At 43.9% G+C, this 21,880-nt stretch carries 15 protein-coding genes; 13 read left to right on the top strand and 2 right to left on the bottom strand.

All coding sequences use genetic code 11. The annotated features are described in order from the left end of the window. The first annotated feature begins 49 nt into the window (after window positions 1-49). The 7 genes from MHB56_RS12365 to MHB56_RS12335 all read left to right on the top strand — a co-directional run bounded on the left by MHB56_RS12365 (window position 50) and on the right by MHB56_RS12335 (window position 8,865). Window positions 50-1,336 carry an aspartate aminotransferase family protein gene (locus tag MHB56_RS12365; protein ID WP_076301429.1) on the top strand — a complete coding sequence of 429 codons (1,287 nt, stop codon included), beginning with the start codon at window positions 50-52 and terminating at the stop codon, window positions 1,334-1,336. After that, a complete protein-coding gene (gene argF, locus MHB56_RS12360) occupies window positions 1,333-2,301 on the top strand; it encodes an ornithine carbamoyltransferase (protein ID WP_076182119.1) in 969 nt (322 codons plus the stop codon). Before MHB56_RS12365 ends, argF begins: the two co-directional genes overlap by 4 nt. A gap of 292 nt (window positions 2,302-2,593) precedes the next feature. Further along, window positions 2,594-3,829: an argininosuccinate synthase gene (locus MHB56_RS12355; protein ID WP_076305768.1), complete on the top strand. Its 1,236-nt coding sequence runs from the start codon at window positions 2,594-2,596 to the stop codon at window positions 3,827-3,829. Between the two features lie 93 nt (window positions 3,830-3,922). Continuing rightward, window positions 3,923-5,338: an argininosuccinate lyase gene (argH, locus tag MHB56_RS12350; RefSeq protein WP_076305767.1), complete on the top strand. Its 1,416-nt coding sequence runs from the start codon at window positions 3,923-3,925 to the stop codon at window positions 5,336-5,338. Window positions 5,339-5,476: 138 nt separating this feature from the next. Next, window positions 5,477-6,676 (top strand): phosphoenolpyruvate hydrolase family protein, encoded by a 1,200-nt coding sequence (locus MHB56_RS12345; RefSeq protein WP_341143623.1) that lies wholly within the window; start codon window positions 5,477-5,479, stop codon window positions 6,674-6,676. Between the two features lie 100 nt (window positions 6,677-6,776). Beyond that, on the top strand, window positions 6,777-7,985 hold the full coding sequence (locus tag MHB56_RS12340; RefSeq protein ID WP_339188727.1) for a Tm-1-like ATP-binding domain-containing protein: 1,209 nt from the start codon (window positions 6,777-6,779) through the stop codon (window positions 7,983-7,985). Between the two features lie 43 nt (window positions 7,986-8,028). Further along, entirely contained in the window at window positions 8,029-8,865 is an 837-nt protein-coding gene (locus MHB56_RS12335; RefSeq protein WP_038573568.1) for a phosphoenolpyruvate hydrolase family protein, read from the top strand. A gap of 113 nt (window positions 8,866-8,978) precedes the next feature. Here MHB56_RS12335 and MHB56_RS12330 read toward each other — a convergent pair whose 3' ends face one another. After that, complete coding sequence (locus MHB56_RS12330) at window positions 8,979-9,767, bottom strand: alpha/beta hydrolase (RefSeq protein ID WP_076123851.1); 789 nt, start codon at window positions 9,765-9,767, stop codon at window positions 8,979-8,981. A gap of 188 nt (window positions 9,768-9,955) precedes the next feature. Between MHB56_RS12330 and MHB56_RS12325 the strand changes: the two genes are divergently transcribed. The 3 genes from MHB56_RS12325 to MHB56_RS12315 are packed head-to-tail and all read left to right on the top strand — an operon-like array spanning window position 9,956 to window position 12,847. Beyond that, window positions 9,956-10,507: a type IV pilus modification PilV family protein gene (locus MHB56_RS12325; RefSeq protein WP_341143622.1), complete on the top strand. Its 552-nt coding sequence runs from the start codon at window positions 9,956-9,958 to the stop codon at window positions 10,505-10,507. Beyond that, window positions 10,491-11,033, top strand: a complete 543-nt coding sequence (locus MHB56_RS12320; RefSeq protein ID WP_038573563.1) for a type II secretion system protein — start codon at window positions 10,491-10,493, stop codon at window positions 11,031-11,033. Before MHB56_RS12325 ends, MHB56_RS12320 begins: the two co-directional genes overlap by 17 nt. Window positions 11,034-11,047: 14 nt before the next feature. After that, the gene (locus MHB56_RS12315; protein WP_076140747.1) at window positions 11,048-12,847 is read left to right on the top strand and encodes a hypothetical protein; all 1,800 of its coding nucleotides are present in this window, start codon (window positions 11,048-11,050) and stop codon (window positions 12,845-12,847) included. A gap of 85 nt (window positions 12,848-12,932) precedes the next feature. Here MHB56_RS12315 and MHB56_RS12310 read toward each other — a convergent pair whose 3' ends face one another. Continuing rightward, window positions 12,933-17,537 carry a DUF5057 domain-containing protein gene (locus MHB56_RS12310; protein ID WP_341143621.1) on the bottom strand — a complete coding sequence of 1,535 codons (4,605 nt, stop codon included), beginning with the start codon at window positions 17,535-17,537 and terminating at the stop codon, window positions 12,933-12,935. A 364-nt stretch (window positions 17,538-17,901) separates the two neighbouring features. Here MHB56_RS12310 and MHB56_RS12305 point away from each other — a divergent pair, with 364 nt between their 5' ends. Genes MHB56_RS12305 through MHB56_RS12295 form a run of 3 tightly spaced genes read left to right on the top strand, consistent with a single transcriptional unit; the run spans window position 17,902 to window position 21,864 of the window. Next, window positions 17,902-19,566 (top strand): GspE/PulE family protein, encoded by a 1,665-nt coding sequence (locus MHB56_RS12305; RefSeq protein ID WP_076123844.1) that lies wholly within the window; start codon window positions 17,902-17,904, stop codon window positions 19,564-19,566. Between the two features lie 43 nt (window positions 19,567-19,609). Continuing rightward, on the top strand, window positions 19,610-20,659 hold the full coding sequence (locus MHB56_RS12300) for a type IV pilus twitching motility protein PilT (RefSeq protein ID WP_341143620.1): 1,050 nt from the start codon (window positions 19,610-19,612) through the stop codon (window positions 20,657-20,659). Continuing rightward, window positions 20,659-21,864, top strand: a complete 1,206-nt coding sequence (locus MHB56_RS12295; RefSeq protein WP_036678542.1) for a type II secretion system F family protein — start codon at window positions 20,659-20,661, stop codon at window positions 21,862-21,864. The genes MHB56_RS12300 and MHB56_RS12295 overlap by 1 nt, the downstream gene beginning before the upstream one ends. Window positions 21,865-21,880 lie beyond the last annotated feature (16 nt).

The raw sequence follows: 21,880 nt of genomic DNA, 5'->3' as shown, positions 1-21,880 counted from the left end.
TAGAGGCGCAGCCTGTTCACAGGAGCAGCCGATGGGAGAGTGACTTAGAATGAGCAAGCTTACACAAGCGGAGTTGGGTTCGCAAGCAGGGGCACAGCAGACCGATACAGTAGGATCAGGTACACCGGATGTTGCAGCAGGCAAGCTGAGTGCAGTGTTCCCTTCTTACGCCAGATATGATCTCAGCTTAGTTAAAGGCAAGGGTACCTGGGTATGGGATGATAAAGGCAATAAGTATCTGGATTTCACCAGTGGATTGGCTGTGACCAGTCTAGGTCATGCTCCTGAAAAAGTCGGCGCTAAGCTGAAGGATCAGATTGATACGCTCTGGCATGTCTCGAATCTGTTCCATATTCCGGGACAAGATAAAGTTGCCAACCTTCTGACAGAGAATAGCTGCGCTGATCAAGTCTTTTTCTGCAATAGCGGGGCAGAAGCGAATGAGGCTGCTATTAAGCTGGCCCGCCGTTACCATCAGAAGATTAAGGGTGTCGACCGTTATGAGGTTATCACATTCGAACAATCCTTCCATGGACGTACACTGGCCACACTAACAGCTACAGGCCAGCAAAAGGTGAAAGAAGGGTTCCTGCCACTTCCAGCAGGTTTCAAGACCGTACCCTTGCATGATCTCCCAGCGTTAGAAGCTGCTATCGGAGATCATACAGCTGCTATCATGCTGGAGATGGTACTTGCAGAGGGTGGCGTGCTTGAGGTAGAACCTGAGTTCTTGAACGCTGTAGTGGCCTTGTGTAAGAACCACGGATTGCTTCTGATTGTAGATGAAGTACAGACAGGTATGGGACGTACAGGCAAGCTGTTCGCTCATCAGCATTATGGAATTGAACCGGATATTTTCACCTTGGCTAAGGGGATAGCTAGCGGGTTCCCGGCAGGTTTAATGCTTGGCAAAGGGTATTTGCGTGAAGCCTTCTCAGCGGGCAGCCATGCGTCCACCTTCGGGGGAACACCGCTAGCAACAGCTGTTATGGCAGCGACGATTGAGACGATGCTGGAAGATGAGCTTCCACAGCGCGCCGAAGATATGGGTAAGTACCTGACAGGTCTTTTGAAAGAGAAGCTGGCGGACTGTTCTTTTGTGAAGGATATCCGTGGTAAAGGGCTGTTGATCGGGATTGAATGTCAATCCCCAGTGGGCGATATTGTACTGGCTGGACAAAAGAAAGGCCTGTTGTTCGTGACAGCCGGTCCTAATGTCCTTCGTCTGCTGCCTAATCTATATGTAAGCAAAGAGGAGATCGACCAAGCGGTGGACATCCTATGCGAACTCATTCATACTTATGCTAAACAAGCAAACGGGGAGGTAAGCTCATGAGTCAGGGCGTACAGAGTAACAAGCACAACATTGCGCAGCAACTGAAAGGCCGTGATTTACTGGAGCTGAACGACTACAGCCCGGAGGAAATTACGTATCTGATTGATTCGGCGATTGAGCTGAAGAAGAAGCAGAAAAATGGCGAAGAATTTCAGCCGCTGAAGGGAAAGACGATTGGACTTATTTTTGAAAAATCCTCTACACGTACACGTGTGTCGTTTGAAGTTGGAATGTATCAGCTGGGAGGGCATGCCCTTTTCTTGAGCAAAAATGATATCCAGCTGGGACGCGGAGAAACTGTTGGTGATACAGCGCAAGTAATGTCGCGTTATCTCGACGGGATTATGATCCGTACCTTCGGTCATGACAAGGTTGAGGATCTCGCTCGTTATGCCTCTATTCCCGTAATCAACGGTCTTAGTGACCTGGCACATCCTTGCCAAGTGCTGGCCGATTATCAAACGATTTATGAGCACAAAGGAAAGCTCAAGGGCCTGAAGCTGGCTTACATCGGCGATGGCAACAATATGGCGCATTCCTTAATGATTGGCGGAGCTAAGCTGGGCGTGGACGTATCTATCGCCGGACCGGAAGGTTATGAGCCAGATGCAGCGGTTGTCGCAGAAGCTCGTGAGATCGCTAAAGAAACCGGAGCGAAGATTGTGGTCACTCGCAGCCCGCAAGAAGCTGTACAAGACGCTGACGTCATCTATACAGACGTATGGGCGAGTATGGGCTTCGAGGAGGAGCAAAAGGCACGTGAAGCGGCATTCAAGGACTATCAGGTTAATGAGGAGCTTGTAAAAGGCGCTAAGAGCGATTATCTCTTCCTGCACTGCCTGCCAGCCCACCGTGAGGAAGAAGTCAGCACAGGCGTGATTGACGGCCCTAACTCGGTGATCTTTGATCAGGCTGAGAACCGGCTGCATGCACAAAAAGCTTTAATGGCTGCGTTGATGAGTTAAGGAATTTAAAAAATATAAAATATAAATCACTATATAAATTGAATTAATGTTGGGCGAAGTTAGACTTTGGACGATGGAGTAATGGAGCGGAATTTTTGGAACTGTAGGAGCGTAGCGTTCGCCTTTATCATCAGATTTTATCCGCACAATGCGGTTTGAAATAAAAGAAATCTGATGATAACAGCGACCGTAAGTCCAAATATTCAGTGTAATTGCGATTTATCGTCAGAGTGCTGGCAAAGGCACGTTTATTTTAATTTATATAGCCCACACGAAAGGAAGTTGCCACACCATGGCTAAAGAAAAAATTGTACTCGCCTATTCCGGCGGATTGGATACATCTGTTATTTTAAAATGGCTTAAAGAAACTTATGACGCGGAGATCATTGCCTTCACTGCTGATATCGGCCAAAAGGAAGAGCTCGACGGTTTGGAGGAAAAAGCACTCGCTACTGGCGCATCGAAAGTATACATTGACGACCTGCGCGATGAGTTCGCTAGCGATTTCATCTATCCAATGTTCCAATCTGGCGCACTTTATGAAGGCCAATACTTGCTCGGAACTAGTATTGCTCGTCCATTGATCGCCAAGCGCATGGTAGATATCGCCATCGCTGAAGGCGCAACGGCTATCGCGCACGGCGCGACAGGCAAAGGGAACGACCAAGTCCGTTTCGAGCTTGGTGTAGCTGCATTGGCTCCGAACATTAAGGTGATTGCACCTTGGCGTCTAGAAGAGTTCCGCAATCAATTCCCAGGTCGTGCGGAAATGATCGCTTATGCGGAAGCTAATGATATTCCGGTACAAGCCTCTGCGGCGAAGCCGTATTCGATGGACCGTAACCTGCTGCACATCAGCTATGAGAGCGGCGTACTGGAAGATCCTTGGTTCGATCCAAGTGCACCAGAGAACAAAGGAATGTTCCTGCTGAGCAACGCTCCTGAGGATGCTCCGGATGAAGCGGAATATTTGGAGCTCGAATTCGTTAAGGGAGACTGCGTAGCCCTGAATGGTGAATCCTTAAACCCACTTCAAGTGATGGAGAAACTCAATGAGCTAGGTGGTAAACACGGTATCGGGCGTGTGGATATGGTTGAGAACCGCTTTGTCGGCATGAAGAGCCGCGGCGTGTATGAGACTCCAGGTGGAACAATCCTGTTCGTCGCTCATCGCAAAATGGAATCCATCACGATGGACCGTGAAGTGATGAACCTGCGTGACAGCCTGATCACTCGTTACAGCACTTTGGTGTATAACGGTTTCTGGTTCGCTCCAGAGCGTATCGCACTGCAAGCTCTTGTAACACAGAGCCAACAAAATGTAACGGGTACTGTTCGTCTTAAACTGTACAAAGGCAACATCATCGGCGCTGGAGTGAAGAGCCCAGTCAGCCTGTACAATCCTGAGATTGCAACGATGGAAGCTGATCCTACACAAGCTTATGATCAAGGGGATGCCACTGGTTTTATTCACTTGAACGCATTGCGCCTTAAAGTTTCTACAGGTGTAAATGGAGCTTCTAAATAGTACGATAACATATACTTAAACGGGCAACCCCGAAGGCCGTTCCTCCCGTCAGGATAGGAGCGGCCCTCTGGCGTCCAAGAGGAGGAACAATAGGTGAGCAAGCTTTGGGGCGGACGGTTTACTAAAGGAACGAACAAGCTGGTTGAGGAATATACGGCTTCCATTGGCTTTGATAAGGCTTTGGCCAAAGAGGATGTGCAAGGCAGTCTGGCACATGTCACGATGCTGGGCAAATGCGGAATCCTTCCACAAGAAGACGTGGAAACAATCAAACAAGGTCTGAACAAAGTGCTGGACAAGGTTAATGCTGGAGAGGTCGTTTTCTCAGTATCGGATGAAGACATCCATATGAATATTGAAAAACATCTGATCGAGGAAATCGGTCCAGTTGGTGGTAAGCTGCACACAGGACGTAGCCGTAACGATCAAGTGGCGACGGACATGCACCTTTATTTACGTGGCCGTGTAGTTGAGCTAGTTAGTTTGCTGCATGAGCTGCAGGAAGCTTTGATCGAACAAGCAAAAGACAATGTGGAGACCATCATCCCTGGTTATACGCATTTGCAACGGGCACAACCGATTCTGTTTGCTCATCACTTGCTGGCTTACGTATCGATGTTCCGCCGCGATGCAGAACGTCTGACGGACAGCTACAAACGGATCAACGTGCTGCCACTCGGAGCAGGAGCGCTTGCGGGAACGACCTTCCCGATTGACCGTCATTTTGTAGCGGAACAACTGGGTTTTGACAGTGTGTATGAGAACAGTCTGGATGCTGTCAGCGACCGCGATTTCATCGTGGAGTTCTTGGCGAATGCTTCCCTTATCATGACACATCTATCCAGACTCAGTGAGGAACTGGTCCTGTGGAGCAGCACAGAGTTCAGCTTTGTAGAACTGGATGATGCTTTCTGCACAGGCAGCAGCATTATGCCGCAGAAGAAGAACCCTGACGTACCAGAACTGGTACGGGGCAAAACAGGCCGCGTTTACGGCAACCTGATTGGCTTGCTGACGGTGCTGAAATCATTGCCACTGGCTTACAACAAGGATATGCAGGAAGACAAAGAAGGCATGTTCGATACGGTTACTACGCTGACTGGTGCACTGCAATTGTTCGCGCCGATGATCTCCACTATGAAGGTGAACAAAGGTCGTATGCGTGAAGCTGTGAACACGGATTTCTCGAATGCAACGGATATAGCCGACTTCTTGGTAGGTAAGGGGCTTCCTTTCCGCCAAGCGCATGAGGTAATTGGGAAAACGGTACTCTACTGCATCAACGAAGGCAAATTCTTGTTGGATTTGACGCTGGAAGAGTTCAAGCAATTCTCACCGCTGTTCGACGAGAATATCTATGCTGTTCTTCAACCGGAAGCTGTAGTTAACGCTCGTAACGTTTATGGCGGCACAGCCACCGTTCAGGTGAAGGCTGCAATTGAACGGGCAGAGCTGACATTGCACGAAGCTAATGAATGGATTGTACAACACGGGGACGCTATATTGTAAACCGTATCAATATCAAATCTCGCCTCAGACCTTTATAGGTGGCAGGCGGGATTTTTTTTATTATCTAAATGAACTATGACTGGATTAGCAGTGTTCTTTACGGTTATCCTTAGGTTAGGGATAGGAGGGTTCGTAGGTATGAACAGAGAGCAAATCCTAGACGAGCTTAGATCGGAATTAAAAGTAGGCAATCATATTATTGGAGTAGCCACCGGTGCTGGTATAACGGCAAAGTATGCGAAGCAGGGTGGAGCTGATTTCATTCTGATGTTAAACTCGGGTAAATTTCGTCAGATGGGGAGGAGCTCTCTCGCTGGTATTTTACCATTTTGTAATAGCAATGATATGGTGATGGACTTTGCATCTAGAGAGATCATACCGTTGGTCAGAGATATCCCTATTATTTTTGGCCTCAATGCAACTGATCCGACCAAAGATATGGAATCCTATATAAGTGAAATAAAGAATAGAGGCTTTGCCGGCGTTAATAATTACCCCACGGTGGGTTTAATAGATGGTCAATTTGGAGAAGCGCTCGAAGAAGAGGGGAATGGTTATCTACTTGAAGTAGAAGCCATAAGAATAGCCCATGAGAAGGATTTGTTTACCATTGCTTTTGTATTTGACGAAATCCAGGCAGCACAGATGATTGAGGCTGGAGCGGATATTATTTGTGCACATCTAGGTCTAACAGAAGGCGGGTTATTAGGCGCTAAAAAAGTATTCTCTCTGGAAGCTGCCAAGGCTAAAGCGGACAAGATATTTAATACATGCAATGAGCTAAAGCCAGATTTAATTAAGCTGGTTTACGGTGGTCCGGTGAAAACGCCAATTGATGTGCAATATATGTACAGCAATAATCAAAACTTGATGGGGTATATCGGGGGCTCTGCTTTTGAAAGAATTCCCTCGGAGAAGTCCATTACGAATATAACCAAAGCTTTTAAAGTGTCGGGGACGCTGGATGAAGATGATTTTATGGTCAAAATGTTAGACGGCATCACAAAGCACTATGATTATGTTGAATTTGTAAAAGAATACGTAGCTCAAAATTATAGGAATGAGATCTTGTTTGCAGATTTAGCTAAGGTGGCACATGTATCCCGAAGTTACTTGAGTAGTTTGTTCACCAAAAAAGTAGGCTGCAGCTTCCAAACGTATCTCGTGCAATTTCGGATGGATAAGGCGGCGGAAATATTACATAGAGACCATATCCAGTTATCTGAGCTAGCGCCATTAGTTGGATACCAGGATTATGCGCAGTTTAGCAAAATGTTCAAGAAGTATAAAGGGTTCTCTCCAAAACAATATAAATCTAACATAAACACAAAAACATAAGACATAAAAGCGTTTTCATCGATAAATCAAAGAAGTATGATTAACTCATAAGTTGATCATGCTTTTTTTGTTGTAGATATTTGAAGAGGAGGTTGAAGAAATGAAGACGATTGCTATTGCCGGAACTTTTGACACCAAGGGTGAAGAATATCTCTACATTAAAAATTTACTGGAAAGCTTGGAGCTGGGTACATTTACAATTCATACAGGTGTGTTTGAGCCCACTTTTACACCGGATATCTCTAATAGAGAAGTAGCAGCAGCCGCGGGTGTAAGTATAGATGAGCTCGTTGCCAAAAAAGATAGAGCACTAGCAACAGAATTATTAGCCAAAGGTATGGAAAAATTAGTACCTGAATTATATAAGCAAGGCAAATTTGATGGAATTATCTCCTTTGGGGGCACTGGAGGCACTTCACTTGTAACCCCGGGTATGCGGGCATTACCTATTGGTGTACCTAAAGTGATGGTTTCGACCGTAGCTTCAGGGAATACTGCTCCATATGTAGGCACTAGTGATATTGTCATGATGCCATCCGTAGTGGATGTTGCCGGACTAAACTCTATTTCAACAAAGATTTTTACCAATGCAGCTTTCGCCATCGCCGGTATGCTTAAATTTGAGAATAAACAAGTGATAGAGAAAAAGCCATTAGTAGCTACAACAATGTTTGGGGTAACAACCCCATGTGTAACGGCGGCCCGTAACTATCTTGAGGCTAGAGGATATGAAGTGCTTGTATTCCATGCAACAGGGGTAGGCGGCCAGTCCATGGAAGCGCTAATCGAGGCTGGTTTTATTGAAGGTGTATTGGATCTGACCACAACAGAATGGGCGGACGAAATTATTGGCGGCGTGCTGAATGCTGGACCTCATCGGTTAGAAGCTGCTGGTAAACATCATATTCCACAGGTTGTCTCGGTAGGCGCGCTTGATATGTGCAACTTTGGTCCTTATGATACGGTACCAGCGAAATTTGCTGGGCATAAGTTTTATAAACACAATCCAACAGTTACTCTGATGAGAACAACAGTAGAAGAAAATGAAGCTATCGGCAAAAAGCTTGTCGAGAAATTAAATATGGCCAAAGAGAAAACGGTGTTAATGCTGCCGCTTAAAGGGATATCCGGCATTGATGTTGCAGGGGAAGCTTTTTATGGGGTAGAGGAAGATCAAATGTTATTTGATACCTTAAGAAATGGTGTAAACAGAAATGTTGTCGAGGTTATCGAAATGGATTGTGCCATTAATGATATGGAGTTTGCAGAAGCAGCAGCGCAGAAGCTAATAGATCTCATGAGCAAATAAGGCTTTTATAAGATAAATAAATATTTAAATGGAGGCGCTACGCATGAACAAAAATACAAGAACTGAAATCATGGCGAAGTTTAGAGAAGAAGTGGCAAATGGAAAGATTCTTTTAGGCGTGGGAGCCGGCACTGGAATTACTGCAAAAAGCAGCGAAGCTGGCGGAGCGGATATGCTGATTGTTTATAATTCAGGAAGATACAGAATGGCAGGCCGTGGATCACTGGCAGGGTTATTATCTTATGGGGATGCCAACCAAATTGTAGTCGAAATGGGCTCGGAAGTATTGCCTGTTGTTAAAAACACCCCTGTATTGGCAGGCGTATGCGGAACGGACCCTTTTAGAGTAATGGAAGTTTATTTAAAACAACTTAAGGAACAAGGTTTTAGCGGCGTGCAAAACTTCCCAACCGTAGGTTTGATCGATGGCGTGTTCAGACAGAATCTAGAAGAGACCGGCATGGGATATGGTTTAGAAGTAGATATGATTAGAGCTGCGCATGAATTGGATATGCTCACCACTCCTTATGTATTTGATCCTGAGCAAGCAAAAGCCATGGCAGAAGCCGGCGCAGATATTTTGGTGGCACATATGGGCTTGACTACCAAAGGTACAATTGGAGCTAAGACCGCTCTTACTTTAGATGATTGTGTAGAAAGAATTGAAGCGATTATTAAAGCAGGGAAAGCAGTAAATCCAGATATTATGGTAATTTGTCACGGCGGACCGATTGCAGAGCCAGAAGATGCGGCGTACGTAATTGAACGGACAGAAGGCATAGACGGATTCTTTGGTGCATCGAGTATTGAAAGATTTGCTGCTGAAAAAGGAATCACAGAACAGACTGGATTATTTAAAAATATCACCAAACAAGCATAATTGCCTTCGGCGTCCTTATAATTAAAAAGAACCCTCCGAAGAGGGCAATCTGAGTAGAACAGATATTAAGATGCAGCTTATGGCTGCATCTTTTTGTTGTCTATTAGGTACAGCTAGTTACTTTTTAAAGGTAGCCATGCCAGCACATCGCGGATTTTGGCATCCCAGTATCCCCATTCATGTGTCCCCGGACCTTCTTCATAGGTTAAAGAAAGTGAGGTTGCCTGGCAGGCATCGCGGAATCTCAAGTTATCGGTATATAGGAAATCCTCTGTGCCACAGCATTGATACAACGCTGGTTTTGGTCCCGTGGAGCGGTTCACTTCCTCAAGCAGCCAAAGAAGGTCTTCCGGCGTTCCGGCGGTATCTTCTTTTCCGAAGATCATTTCGTATTCTTTACTTTTAGTGGTAGCACCTTCCCCGTTCAAGAAATTATGCGCCATATCAAGTGCTCCAGACAAACTCGCTGCCGCTGCAAAAGACTCGGGTTTACGCAGTCCCAGCTTAATTGCTCCATAACCACCCATCGACAACCCGGCTACAAAGTTCTCCTCGCGTTTATCGGAAAGCGGGAAAAATGAGCGCGCCAGCATCGGCAACTCCTCACTAATGAAGGTCCAATAACGGCCTCCCATCGCCATATCTGTGTAGAAACTGCGGTGCACATTCGGCATTACCACAGCTATCCCCATCTCCGCTACATACCGTTCTATGGAAGTCCGGCGCAGCCAGATCGAATCATCGTCAGACAAGCCATGCAGTAAATACAAAGTAGGGTGAAGATCACCTCTTGTTACATTACTCATCCCGATTTGTGTAGTTGTTTTTTGCGGCAAAATTACAGTCATTGAGGTATTCAAACCTAGTACTTCAGAATAAAATTTGCACTCTATTAAAGCCATTTCATTCATCTCCTCTCTTTCCAAATCATAGCATAGACCTAAAGTGAGAGATATTGTAGAAATATCTGAATTATAAGGGTTTTGAGGATTGCTGTAGCTGGATATGAGAGAATATAATGGAAGTAGAAAATTTAGGAAAAACGTGCAAATACGAAAAGTATTTTCATAGGCGAGAGGCGGAAAGTAGGATGAAACCGGGCCTAAAGCAGGAAAAAGGATTTACGTTAATCGAAGTGCTGGCTGCTATTGTAATTTTATCGATAGTTTCTCTGGTGCTTACGTCTTACTTTACTAACGCCATGAGTTACTCTAAATCGAACCAGAACAAAACGATTATGGTCAATCTGGCGCGAAACGCGCTGTTTTATGTGGAGAAGCAGGATTTTAAGGCGATGAAGGAATTTTTTATAAAGCAGAATCATGATTCGATAGAGGCGGCGAAATGCCAAAAGGATACGGATGATTCTCTGAAATGTGAGGATTACAAGGGGCTTGTTCAGGATACAGAAATCTTAAACCAGGTTTTGAATCCTGCAATAAATGGTGTGAACTATCAGATAGATATTAAATATCAGCGTGATCTACATAACCAAAGCTTGGAATCTAGTGATCTGGAGAAACAAAATATGGCAGTATATTTGTTACCTGTGTTGGTTAAAGTCAGCAGAGTGGATTCTTCTGGCGGACCTGAAAGTGAACCTGTTGTGGAGGGATATATTACCGATGAGAAAATTCGTTAATCTTCTTCGCAGAGAAGGCGGCTTTACCTTAGTGGAGCTAATTGTGGCACTATCGTTGTTTACAGTTGCAGCGGGAATTATTTCGGGGATAACAATGCTGGGCTTACGAAGCTATCATAAAATATCGATTGAAAACTCATTACGAGACGAAGGTGATTTGTTAATGTCGGCGATTATAACGGAGTTGTATACATTTGCTCCTGAGAAGGTCACTCCAACTATTCTCAAAAATGATGCAGGGACTATTATTGATAGCTACATTACGTTAGAACGTCAGGATGGAACTAAGTCTCAGATTCGTATTGTTAATGGTGCTCTTACAATAGCAAATCCTGATGTAGTCGATCCACCAGTAGATGCAAGAACTGAGACGATATCTAAATTAGAACAGGGTTCTGCTATAACTTTAGAGTGTCAGAATAGCATCCCTTGTGATAGCGGCTTGATATCTATAGATTTATCGCTAGTTCAGAGCTACGACGGAAGGGATTACCCATTGGAGTTGAAAAGTAAATTCGGATTCTAGGAGGAGCAGGAGGGATGAAGAATAATGAAAGAGGCTCAGCTCTAGTATTAGTTATGTTTGTTGCTCTTCTACTTACTATACTCGGAGTAGCTGTACTCGGGGCAACGATGGGTGGCGCACAACGAACGGAGACAAGGGAAAACGACGTGCAGAGCCTGCATCTGGCTCAAAAGGGGCTCGATGAAGCAGCGGCATACATACAGACGAAGTTGGACGGGCGTACGGATATTGACCCTGATCATATGGAAGATGAGATTAAAAGTATTGTTAGTGAGGTGACCACCAAAGTTGTCGGCGTTAACAATGGCGTAAGTACGGGATTATCTGGAGCTGGCGGTACGATCAAAAGTATCACTTATGAGAAGCAGGATAAGCAAAAATATTATGTAGATATTGAAGCACAAGCCACAGTTAATGGCGTCATCAGACAGCTGAGACAAAAGATTGTCATTGATACCTATCCTGATTTTCTTAAATATGCTTTTGGATCGGAAAAAGTATTAACATTAAACGGAGCACCTGGTCTCCATGGCAATATATATGCGGGTGAAGAACTAAACATCAGCGATACGGCTGTTTATACGTATAAGAAAGTGAAAGATCTTAAAGAAAAGACTCAATATCCTAAAGTAGAATTACTAAAAGACTCTGCCAGTCCAGCATCTACGGAACCTCTTCCTGAGGTGCATGTGCAATCACTTGAAAGTATTAAATATTCCGGAAATGGAATTATTAACGCAGCAGTAAATAAAAACAATGCCTCAATTATTCTTCCTAACATACTGGGAGTTAATAAAGAGCAGGTGTTTATCAAACCGCAAAAAAAGTTCGTGCAGATTAATGTGCTGGAATCGTTTCTTGATAAAGTGGAGGAAGCGACAGGGTTGACCGGGAAAAGGTCTGAACTTGAGCAAGCTATTGTGGAAGGAAGATTGGGTAATTACTTAAGTGCAACAGCATTGGATAGATTACCCGATGAGAATCCACCCTACACTGAGCCAGTACTTGAAGATAATCCCACAAAAGAAGAAAAGGATAAGTACGAACTAGAGTACAGCCAATACTTAGAACAATTGAGCATATATCAGAATTCCTTGTTGGATAAGGATTTGAATAATTCTACTGTTTATAACAGTAATCTGCTTATCGATGGAATTGATTACAAACAGTTAAAGTTTAGTGATGAAGCCAAAACAGGTAATCCTTCTAATAAGCCCAAATGGTTTATTGTTAATGGTGATCTGGAGGTAAATAACTATAGTCCAGATATAACTAAATTTTTGGAGATTCAAGCTAATATTCTAGTTACAGGTAATGTTACTATTAAAGGACAGGTGAAATTCAACTCTACTATGTTTGTTTTAGGAGAAACGAAAGTCGAGGACGCCGTGATCCAAGGTTTAAGTAGTAAGGAGTTAGTCCTCATATCTCAAGGAGATGTGCTCATTAACCGAATTGATACTTTTACTAATCCACCTAAGAAAAAAGTTGAGCAGGATTCATTTTATATGAAAGCTTTTTTTTACACGGATAGTGACGCTGATTTGTACGGAGTGGGGTCAATCTTTTGGTTAAATGGTGGCTTCTTTGCCAAAGGGAATCTTACAGTAAACGCAGTACTAGGAGGAGTAACTGAGCCCTTAGATCCGGCTCTCGGCTTTAATTTTGAAAATCAGGATGCGGATCGATATAATTTGGGTCACCGTTTTCAGATTCAATATAATCAGGATGTTTTTACTCATCAGCAGTCTAGCCTCCCGCGTGTGCAGCAGGTGAATGTAACTGTAGGCCCTCTGGAGCTTGTGAGTCATTGAGACCAATTGAAAAAGGGTATCCTTAAGCGAGTGCTTAGGGATACCCTTTTTTTCGTTGGAAGTTTCTTATTTTTAAATGTAAAGATTAGTAACGATCGTCATTCTGGGGTGCTACAACCTTAACTGTAATATCTGCTTCTGCTGTTGTGCCTGTGCTTCCGGTATAAGTAACTGTAATGGTGGTTGATCCCTTTTTGACACCTGTAACAATTCCTCTGCTATCAATATTGGTTCCATTATCGACACTGGCGATTCCAGAATTGTCGCTTACCCAACTCAAGTTACCTTTGATTTGCTCGATCGAGATGGAGGTAGGGAATGCCCATAAAATATTGGTTAACGGGAAAGTATGGCCCACTTCAATAGTAATGGACTGTTCTTTAAATCTTAACCCTTTCAAAGCATCAACGATGTTAACCTCGTGTGTTGAAGTCATATCTTTGAATGAAACCTCAATCAGCAGTCCTTCTTTAGCGGTATCACCAGCCGTCAATTTAGCGGTTGAGCCATCACTAGAAGGCGTAAGAGTAGCAATATGATCATTCGTAATAGTGTCATCCGTAATATTTTTATCCGTTGATTTCACGAATCTCCATCTTAGCGTTGCTGGATCAGCATCCGTAGGATTTCTACTTGCGCTTAGGTCGATTTGTCCTCCTATCAATACCGTTGTTGGACCTGTAATCGACAATGAGGTTAGTGGGTTAGTAACTGTTATGGTTTTCTCTTGGGTAATTGGAACCGGGTTACTTGAATTTACAGTAAGACTTACTAGGTAAGTTCCTGACTGCGTCGCACTGAAAATCTTTTCGGTATCATCACCGGGATACTCTGGATTGGTATTAATTACAGCAGTGCTTGCCCCAGAGGTAATGTTTTTAACGGACCAGATATAGGTTATGTTGGTCTCAGGTTCTTTACTGTCTTGGACGTACGAGGCACTTAACGTAATGGATTCATAGATTCTCGCTGTTTCATATCCTTTAATTGATAGAGAACGAGAATTACGTTCTTCTACAGTTATGAATGCAGTACCAGTAACTTCGCTACCATCAAGAGCCTTAACAGTGACTTGTGCTGTTCCTTTGGCCAACCCGATAATATCGCCACTGCTGGAGTCTATTTGTACAACTGAAGCATTACTAGTTGTCCAGAGGAATGCAGAATTACTTAAATCAGAAGGCGTAACTATTGGAATTAGTCGAATCTTATCTCCTACATAAATAGCTTTGTCATCCAATTGCAGGGTTTTAATTTTATATTCGGCTGTAAAAGTTAAAGTCTCAAACGAAACCGTAGTCCGCGCTAAATTAGTCGATGAAGGATCTGTTGGGATTGGAACAGGTAGCGGATAGATTTCCGCTGGTAGGCTACCGGTAAAAGGGAAATGGTATAAAGTGGCACTACTCATATTCATTGAAGCTCCAATGATTGTTCCATACACCTGTCCTCCATCAAAGTTTATAGTAGATCGTGGTGCCAGAATGGTTCCGTATACGTTGGCTTGGGAAATTAGCAAAGGCTTGGCGTTAGGGAAGTTGTATAGCACACGGCTACCGTCGCTCCCCAGTGGGAAATGTAAAAATGGTTCACTGTTACTGTCTTGTTGTACATTAACAATTACCGTTGATCCTTGCGGAACCTTAAGCTCGGAACTGTTAAGCGTATTTAACGCTGAACTAGAAATATTAACAATATTGATATCTGAGTTACCTGTGACCGTAAGTTTTCCGTATTCATGAGTCGCCGTGGCATTGGAAGGCAACTTGGCAATAGCATCAGAGAGTCCAAGGAGATAACTCTCTTGCTTGTTGAAATCGAGAAGTTCTCCGTAATTGATGGTACCATTTTGGATAGAACCAGGACGTTGGTCTTTAACGGTGCCTTTAACCATTAGGTTTCCGTAAACTGTTCCTTCAGGAAGGGAAACATCTCCGCCCGTGACAATACCATATGGCACTTGGTCTTTAAATTGTTCATTTACTGTAATACCCGCGTTGTTGAAGTTGACTGTTCCCCCGGAAGCCAGTGGTCCCTTGATAGTGCCTCCACGAAGTGAAGTGGTATGAAGGATAAATGCGTTGTATTTACCTAAGATTCCTAGAGGTGGCAATGTGGCATGAATATCGACATAACTAAGTTTGGAATCATTTAAAATATAGGTTTGGGTCTCGGTCGGTTTAACTGTGATTTGGAACGTTATAGGCTGTTCAGAGTCTGGTTTATAGATTTGGGCGCCGTTCACCGTTTTCAGTGAATAGGTTATGTTATTTAGATTGCGTGTCAATCTAAACCCACTGGTTGCATTTCCAGTGACTATCGTACCGGCTGGTAATTCTCCTGAAATCTCCAGGTTAGGTGGGAGATTCTCGGTAAATACAATATCCGATATTAATTGTGTGTTAGAGGTCTGGTTGACCGTGCCGACTTTATCAAACGGTACAGATTTTGGGGTGATGGAATAACTAAGAGTGACCGGTTCTCCCTTTTCTATTTTGCCATTCACAACATTCTGAGAGAGAGATCGTGTTACACTCAAATTGGTGTTCGACGGCAGGACATTTACTCTGAGCGTTTTAATTGAGAGCGCCCCATTTTGATCCCAAGCTTTAATTTCGATGTCGAGTAGACCTCCGTTAGGAAGCGGATTGTCAACTGTTCTATATATATTTTGACCGGACTTGATGTCCATCTTGTTTATTTCATTCATAGGAAAGTATGTGTTCCCTGATTTGAAACGGACTTCAGTTGTTAGATCACGATCGTTAAAGTCCAGATCAGTTACTGTATAGTCGACAAGGAGTGTTTTTTGATAAGACGGAATCGATGAATCATTAGCCGGCGTATGCACGGTAATCTCTGGAGCATGATTGGCACCAATAAAAGCACGATACATAGTATTAACGAACAATTGTTGTTCCCAGACAGGGAATTTCTTTAGATTGGCTGGAATATCACTTACTCCAAAAAAGTGACCTGTACCTGAATAGGTAATATTTCCTTTGGAATATGTGTAATATTGATTCCAGCTATCCTCGGTATCACGTTGGTATTGATTATATTCTCCATTTGGTTTTATCCTCGTACCTGATGCTTCACTTTGAATGTTATACCAAGATACTACTTCAGGATCTTCTAGATTAAGTGTGAAGTACTGGTTATGTGTTGGTGCAATTTGTGGTGTGGAAATATCGATTTGCTGGTTGCTGTCGTCCCTCTTGCTTAGATAAAAAGGATATTGCATCAAAAGCCCGTCATTCACCGGCTTAACCTTGGTGGAAAGATTGATGGCATTATGGCCTAAGTTGGTCTCAGGATTCACCTGACCAGTAATCCCCATGAAATTATTGATCCAGTTCTTTTTATTTGCATCTAAATTAATGATGGTATCGTGAGTGAACAAGGCGCTTTGCTTGAAAGTACCAGTAAATTGTGTAATAGCGTTAATCGCATTAGTGTTTAAATTAGATTTTTTGTAGTATTCGTCTACAAATCCAAAGATGAGCATGTCATAGGTGCCATTTAATCCGTAACTATGTGTTGCAGCATAGCTGTCATCAACATATTTTTTAAATTCAGTCATCGTTTTGATTTTTATATCGAGCTTATAGTCAGATGTATCGAGAAAATTTGGATTCATATTACTAGTGTCTAGGAGGCTGCTTTCCGTTAGAGTGTCAGGCATAATCTGAAGAATATTTACTATGGTTTTCTCGCCACGGTAACGAATTACACCGCTGTCGAAGTCTTTTAATTGTCTACTGTGATAATCATTAACTTCTAGCTTCCAGTAGAGCAACCCAGAGTATGTTTTTGGCAGAGTGTATTCAATAGTTCCGCTGGACGTACTAATCTCAGTTTCAGCAACGACCTGTTCTTCTCCCATTTTGATGGATTTATCAAGACCAACGTACAGTTTGACTGAGAGTGGAGCACTATTTTGTGTAGAGGGTGTGGTGACATTGAAATTAAAAGAAAGCTTCTCCCCAGGAACATAGATTTTGCTGTTAGTTGCATTAGGGTCATAGTTGGGAATTCTATTCGTAATTTGTAGACGAGGGCGTTTCTTCAAGTCGCTTATGTATTTGGAGTCTTGTTTTTTTAAATCGGCAAAAATATCCGCCAGTTCACTGTCATCTACAAACTTAACATTTGGGTTGGAGGTGGAAAGACGATAACTGTTAAAAGAGCTGTACAGTATACCTTGCTCAGTTTGAGGTTTTGCATCTTTGTCTTTAAAGGGCTGGCTATGAAAAAAAACATATAATCCCTTGTTGATAAATTCCTTCGTAATTTGATCAGCCTTCAGATGAGTAATGTCATTCTTCATACTTTTGGTATTAAGGGCCTTAGCTCTATTTTCCTCCGAGGCGGGTTGTTGATTACTTACCTGTGCAGGATTGTAAGTCCCCATCCCGATATATACCGCATCATATCTCCCGTCCAGATCATCCCGCAGCGCCACAAAGCGCTTCATACTCATCGTGTCGATGGTAAGGTTAGATATTCCCGTTTTTAGAGACGCAAGCTCACTAACCCCACTCTCTGTAACCTCCAGCATACGAATTTGGTATTCATTAGAACTGGCATCGACATTCATAAAGTGATTTTTGATTGGCAGAACAAGCAGAAGGAGAAGCAGGGTAGTTACTGTAAAAATAAAAACTTTTTTGTTACTGGCAAGTTTCATTGTCATCTCTCCTTGATTGTTAACTATTGGCAGATATGGTCGTATTCCGTCTCGTATATGCTAGATTCCGACAGCCTTTTTCATTCCGTGTCGTTGTAAAATTATCCAATCTATGTTATATACATTCTAGGACATTCAGCATTGATAGACAACATAAATCTATTGAAATATACCTATTAAATTATAACTAAAGTCCTAGTTAGATTGAAAAATACTCAAAATTGACAAATTTATGGAAGTTATATTTATGGTAATTATATCTTTCGTTTTTGAGTGAATTTTGCTGGGAGTTTGATTTCTATTTCTATAAAAAATATCCATTATTTCAGCCGGCATAAATAACGGCATACGGAGATGAATAGATTTGGCTATCGCGAAAAAGAGACTGGGAGACTTGCTGGTAGAAAATAATATTATTTCGCAGGACCAGTTGCTTGAGGCTCTCGCGGAACAGCGTAAGAGTAAACGTAAGCTCGGCGATCTGCTAATCTCTCAAGGCTATATCACGGAGCAGCAGCTGATTGAAGTGCTTGAATTTCAACTCGGCATCCCGCATGTCAGTTTATTTAAATACCAGATAGATCCCGCAATCACGCAGATTATCCCTGAAAGTATGGCTAAGCGATATCAGGTGCTTCCATTCTTAAAAGAGGGCGGCAAGCTGATGGTTGCGATGGCGGACCCGCTGGATTATTTTGCGATAGAAGATTTACGTATGAGTACTGGCTTCCGGATCGAACCCGCTATTTCTACGAGAGATGAGCTGCAGCGGGCGATTGCGCGTCACTATGGCATGCGCGATTCTATGAATCAGATGCTGGTAGAACTCCCGACACAGGAAGAAATAGAAGAGACCGAGATTACAGATGAGGACTCTCCGATCGTACGTTTGGTCAACCAGATGATTCAGCAGGCAGTTGCCCTGCGGGCGTCTGATATACATATGGATCCAGGTGAAAATAATTTAACCATCCGCTACCGCATTGACGGAACCTTACGGACAGAGCGGATTATTCCTAAGCAGATGCAGGGCTTTATCACCGCCCGTCTGAAAATAATGGCCCGCCTGAATATCGCAGAACGGCGTTTGCCGCAGGACGGGCGGATCAAAATGCAGTTCGATTACAAAATGGTAGATATTCGTGTGTCTTCATTACCAACGATGCACGGAGAGAAGATTGTGCTGCGGCTGCTAGATTTAAGCACAGGGGTCAAATCCGTAGATGCTTTGGGATTCAGTGAGGGGAATGCAGAAGCTTTTAAGGAGATGATAGCTCGTCCTTATGGGATTTTGCTGATCACGGGACCTACAGGCAGCGGAAAAACAACAACTTTATATTCAGCGTTAAATCAACTTAATGTAGAAAGCGCAAATATTATCACAGTCGAAGATCCAGTGGAATACCAGCTTGAAGGAGTAAATCAAGTACACGTAAACTCGGCTATTGGACTAACCTTTGCAGCTGGGCTGCGTTCGATTCTTCGACAAGATCCGAATATCGTAATGGTCGGTGAAATACGGGATGCGGAAACTGCTGAAATTGCTGTTCGCGCCTCATTAACGGGTCATCTAGTGTTGTCTACTTTACATACAAACGATGCGATTAGCTCCGTTTCCCGATTGCGGGATATGGGGGTAGAACCTTATTTGATCGCTTCTTCGCTGATTGGTGTGGTAGCACAGCGGCTGGTGCGCAAAATCTGCACTGACTGCAAAGAAACCTACAAACCATCTGAACAGGAAGCAATTATGCTACGTAGCTTAGGACTACCTGTGGAAGCATTACAGCGTGGACGCGGCTGTGGTAGCTGTAACAATTCTGGCTATCGTGGACGAATAGCGATTCATGAAGTACTCAGTATTGATGATCACTTACGGCAGCTCATTACAAACACTGCCTCAGTAGAAGAACTGCGTGCAGCAGGTAAAGCGCGTGGGCTTGTTCAACTGATGGATGACGGACTGCTCAAGGTCAGTCAAGGAATTACAACGCTTCAAGAAGTCATGCGCGAGACGGTCTCACATTAGAGGTTAACAGGGATTTAGCATATTAACTTAGGGGGAGCGGCTAATGCCAACGTATACGCGGGATATTAGACAACTATTACAAACGGCTTACTCCTCCAAAGCTTCTGACTTACATATTTCTGTAGGATCACCGCCGGTTATTCGGATGGATGGAAAGCTGCACTCGCTTGAGGGTGAATCCGTGGTTGCTGAAGAAGCGGCAGATATGGCCAAAACGCTACTTGGTAATGAACGAATTGAAGCATTTCGGAATGCGGGCGAGTTGGATTTTTCATATCCGCTTGATGGTGGGGGAAGATTCCGGGTGAACGTTTATCGTCAGCGGGGCGAGGTTAGTATCGCCGCCCGGGCCATTCCTGCAGAGATTCCGAGTCTGGAACAGCTGTCGATGCCTTCGATTTTAACTACTTTGTCGCTTAAGCCACAAGGTCTAATTTTGGTTACAGGACCCACAGGCAGCGGCAAATCTTCTACGCTTGCAGCTATGCTGAATTATATTAACCAGACGGAGAGCAAGCATATAGTGACGTTGGAAGATCCGATAGAATTTCTACATAACCATGGAACCTGTCTAGTAGATCAACGTGAAGTGGGAAGTGATACGGCTAGTTTTGCTAATGGATTGCGTGCTGCCTTACGTCAGGATCCGGATGTCATTCTCGTTGGTGAGATGCGGGATTTGGAGACCATTTCAGCAGCGGTTACGGCCGCAGAGACAGGTCATCTTGTGATGGCAACTTTACACACAACAGACGCACCACAGACGATTGACCGAATTATCGACGCTTTTCCGGGCCATCAGCAGGGACAGATTCGTTCACAACTAGCATCAGTGCTGCTGGCAGTAGTCAGTCAGCGGTTGTTCCCAAGGGCTGGAGGTCGGGGGCGTTTATGCGCTACGGAAATTTTGATCAATACACCAGCCGTAGCCAATCTTATTCGTACCGAAAAAACACATCAGATCAAAAATGTGATGCAAACCGGACGCTCACAAGGCATGCACACCTTGGACATGAGCATTCGTGACTATTTATCGCAGGGGCTTATTGATCCAACAGCAGCTAAGGCGTTTATGGCGGAGGTGAGCAGCTGATGCCTCTTTTTGAATATCAGGTGAAGACATCCGCAGGCAAATCTATCAAAGGGAAACTAACGGCAACCGATAAACCTACGGCGATGGAGGAGCTACGCAAGCGGGGACTTACGGTATTTTCACTGATTGAACGCAAAACCACAATTTTATCGATGGACATTTATATTGGTAATCCCGTTAAGCCGCTTCATTTCATCATTTATTGCAGGCAGTTTGCCACGCTTATGCGGGCGGGGGTATCGATTGTGGATGCAACGCGTATTTTGGCAGAGCAGACCGAGAGTAAGCCACTGCGCAAAGCGTTAGTAGATGTTAATTCCAGCCTGATGCGCGGGATATCGTTCTCACAAGCCGTTCAGGATCATAAAAAAATCTTCCCGCAGCTATTTGTCAGCATGATCCGTGCCGGAGAGGAATCTGGTGATATTGAGGGGACGTTGGACAGGTTGGCTATGTTTTTTGAGAAACAGCACACCACGACAGAGAAGATAAAATCAGCGCTTACGTACCCGATTACCGTAGGGGTTATGGCGATTGCCGCGGTTATCTATCTACTTTGGGCGATTGTGCCGCAGTTTGTAACGATGTTTGAATCGATGGATGCCGAGCTTCCGGCAATTACACAGATGGTCTTGGCACTTAGCAAAAGCATTCAAGGTCAATGGTATTTCTGGATACTCGGAGTACTTCTCCTAGTGATAGCTTTTCAGATTACAAAACGTACGGAAAAGGGTGCTTACGCTCTGGATTATGCCAAGCTTAAGATACCTGTGTTTGGTAAGCTGAATCAAAAAGGCTCGATTGCTCAGTTTACGCGCACATTTTCTTCTCTTTATGCCAGCTCTGTACCGATCCTACAGTCCTTGGTGATTGTTGAGGAGGTAGCAGGAAATAAGGTCATCGGGAAATTCATCCGTAGTGCAGGCGATTCGCTAAGACAAGGAAATCCACTATCTGAGCCGCTAAAAAAAGCTTGGGTCTTTCCGCCACTAGTTACGCAGATGATAGCGATTGGCGAAGAGACAGGGGCGCTCGACACGATGTTGTCTAAGGTAGCTGATTTTTATGAGATGGACGTGGAGAATACCGTCGACCGTCTGAAATCGCTGCTTGAACCACTGCTGATTGCTTTTTTAGCCGCTGTTGTAGGTGTCATTGTGGCCGCCATTATGCTGCCGATGTTCAGTCTGTACGGTAATATGTGAACCTCTTGGTTCCTTG

It is taken from the genome of Paenibacillus sp. FSL H8-0315 (assembly GCF_038005365.1).
Taxonomy (GTDB): Bacteria; Bacillota; Bacilli; order Paenibacillales; family Paenibacillaceae; genus Paenibacillus_AQ; species Paenibacillus_AQ odorifer.
Note: the sequence above shows the minus strand (reverse complement) of the source record. Positions and strands in the feature narration are given on the sequence as shown.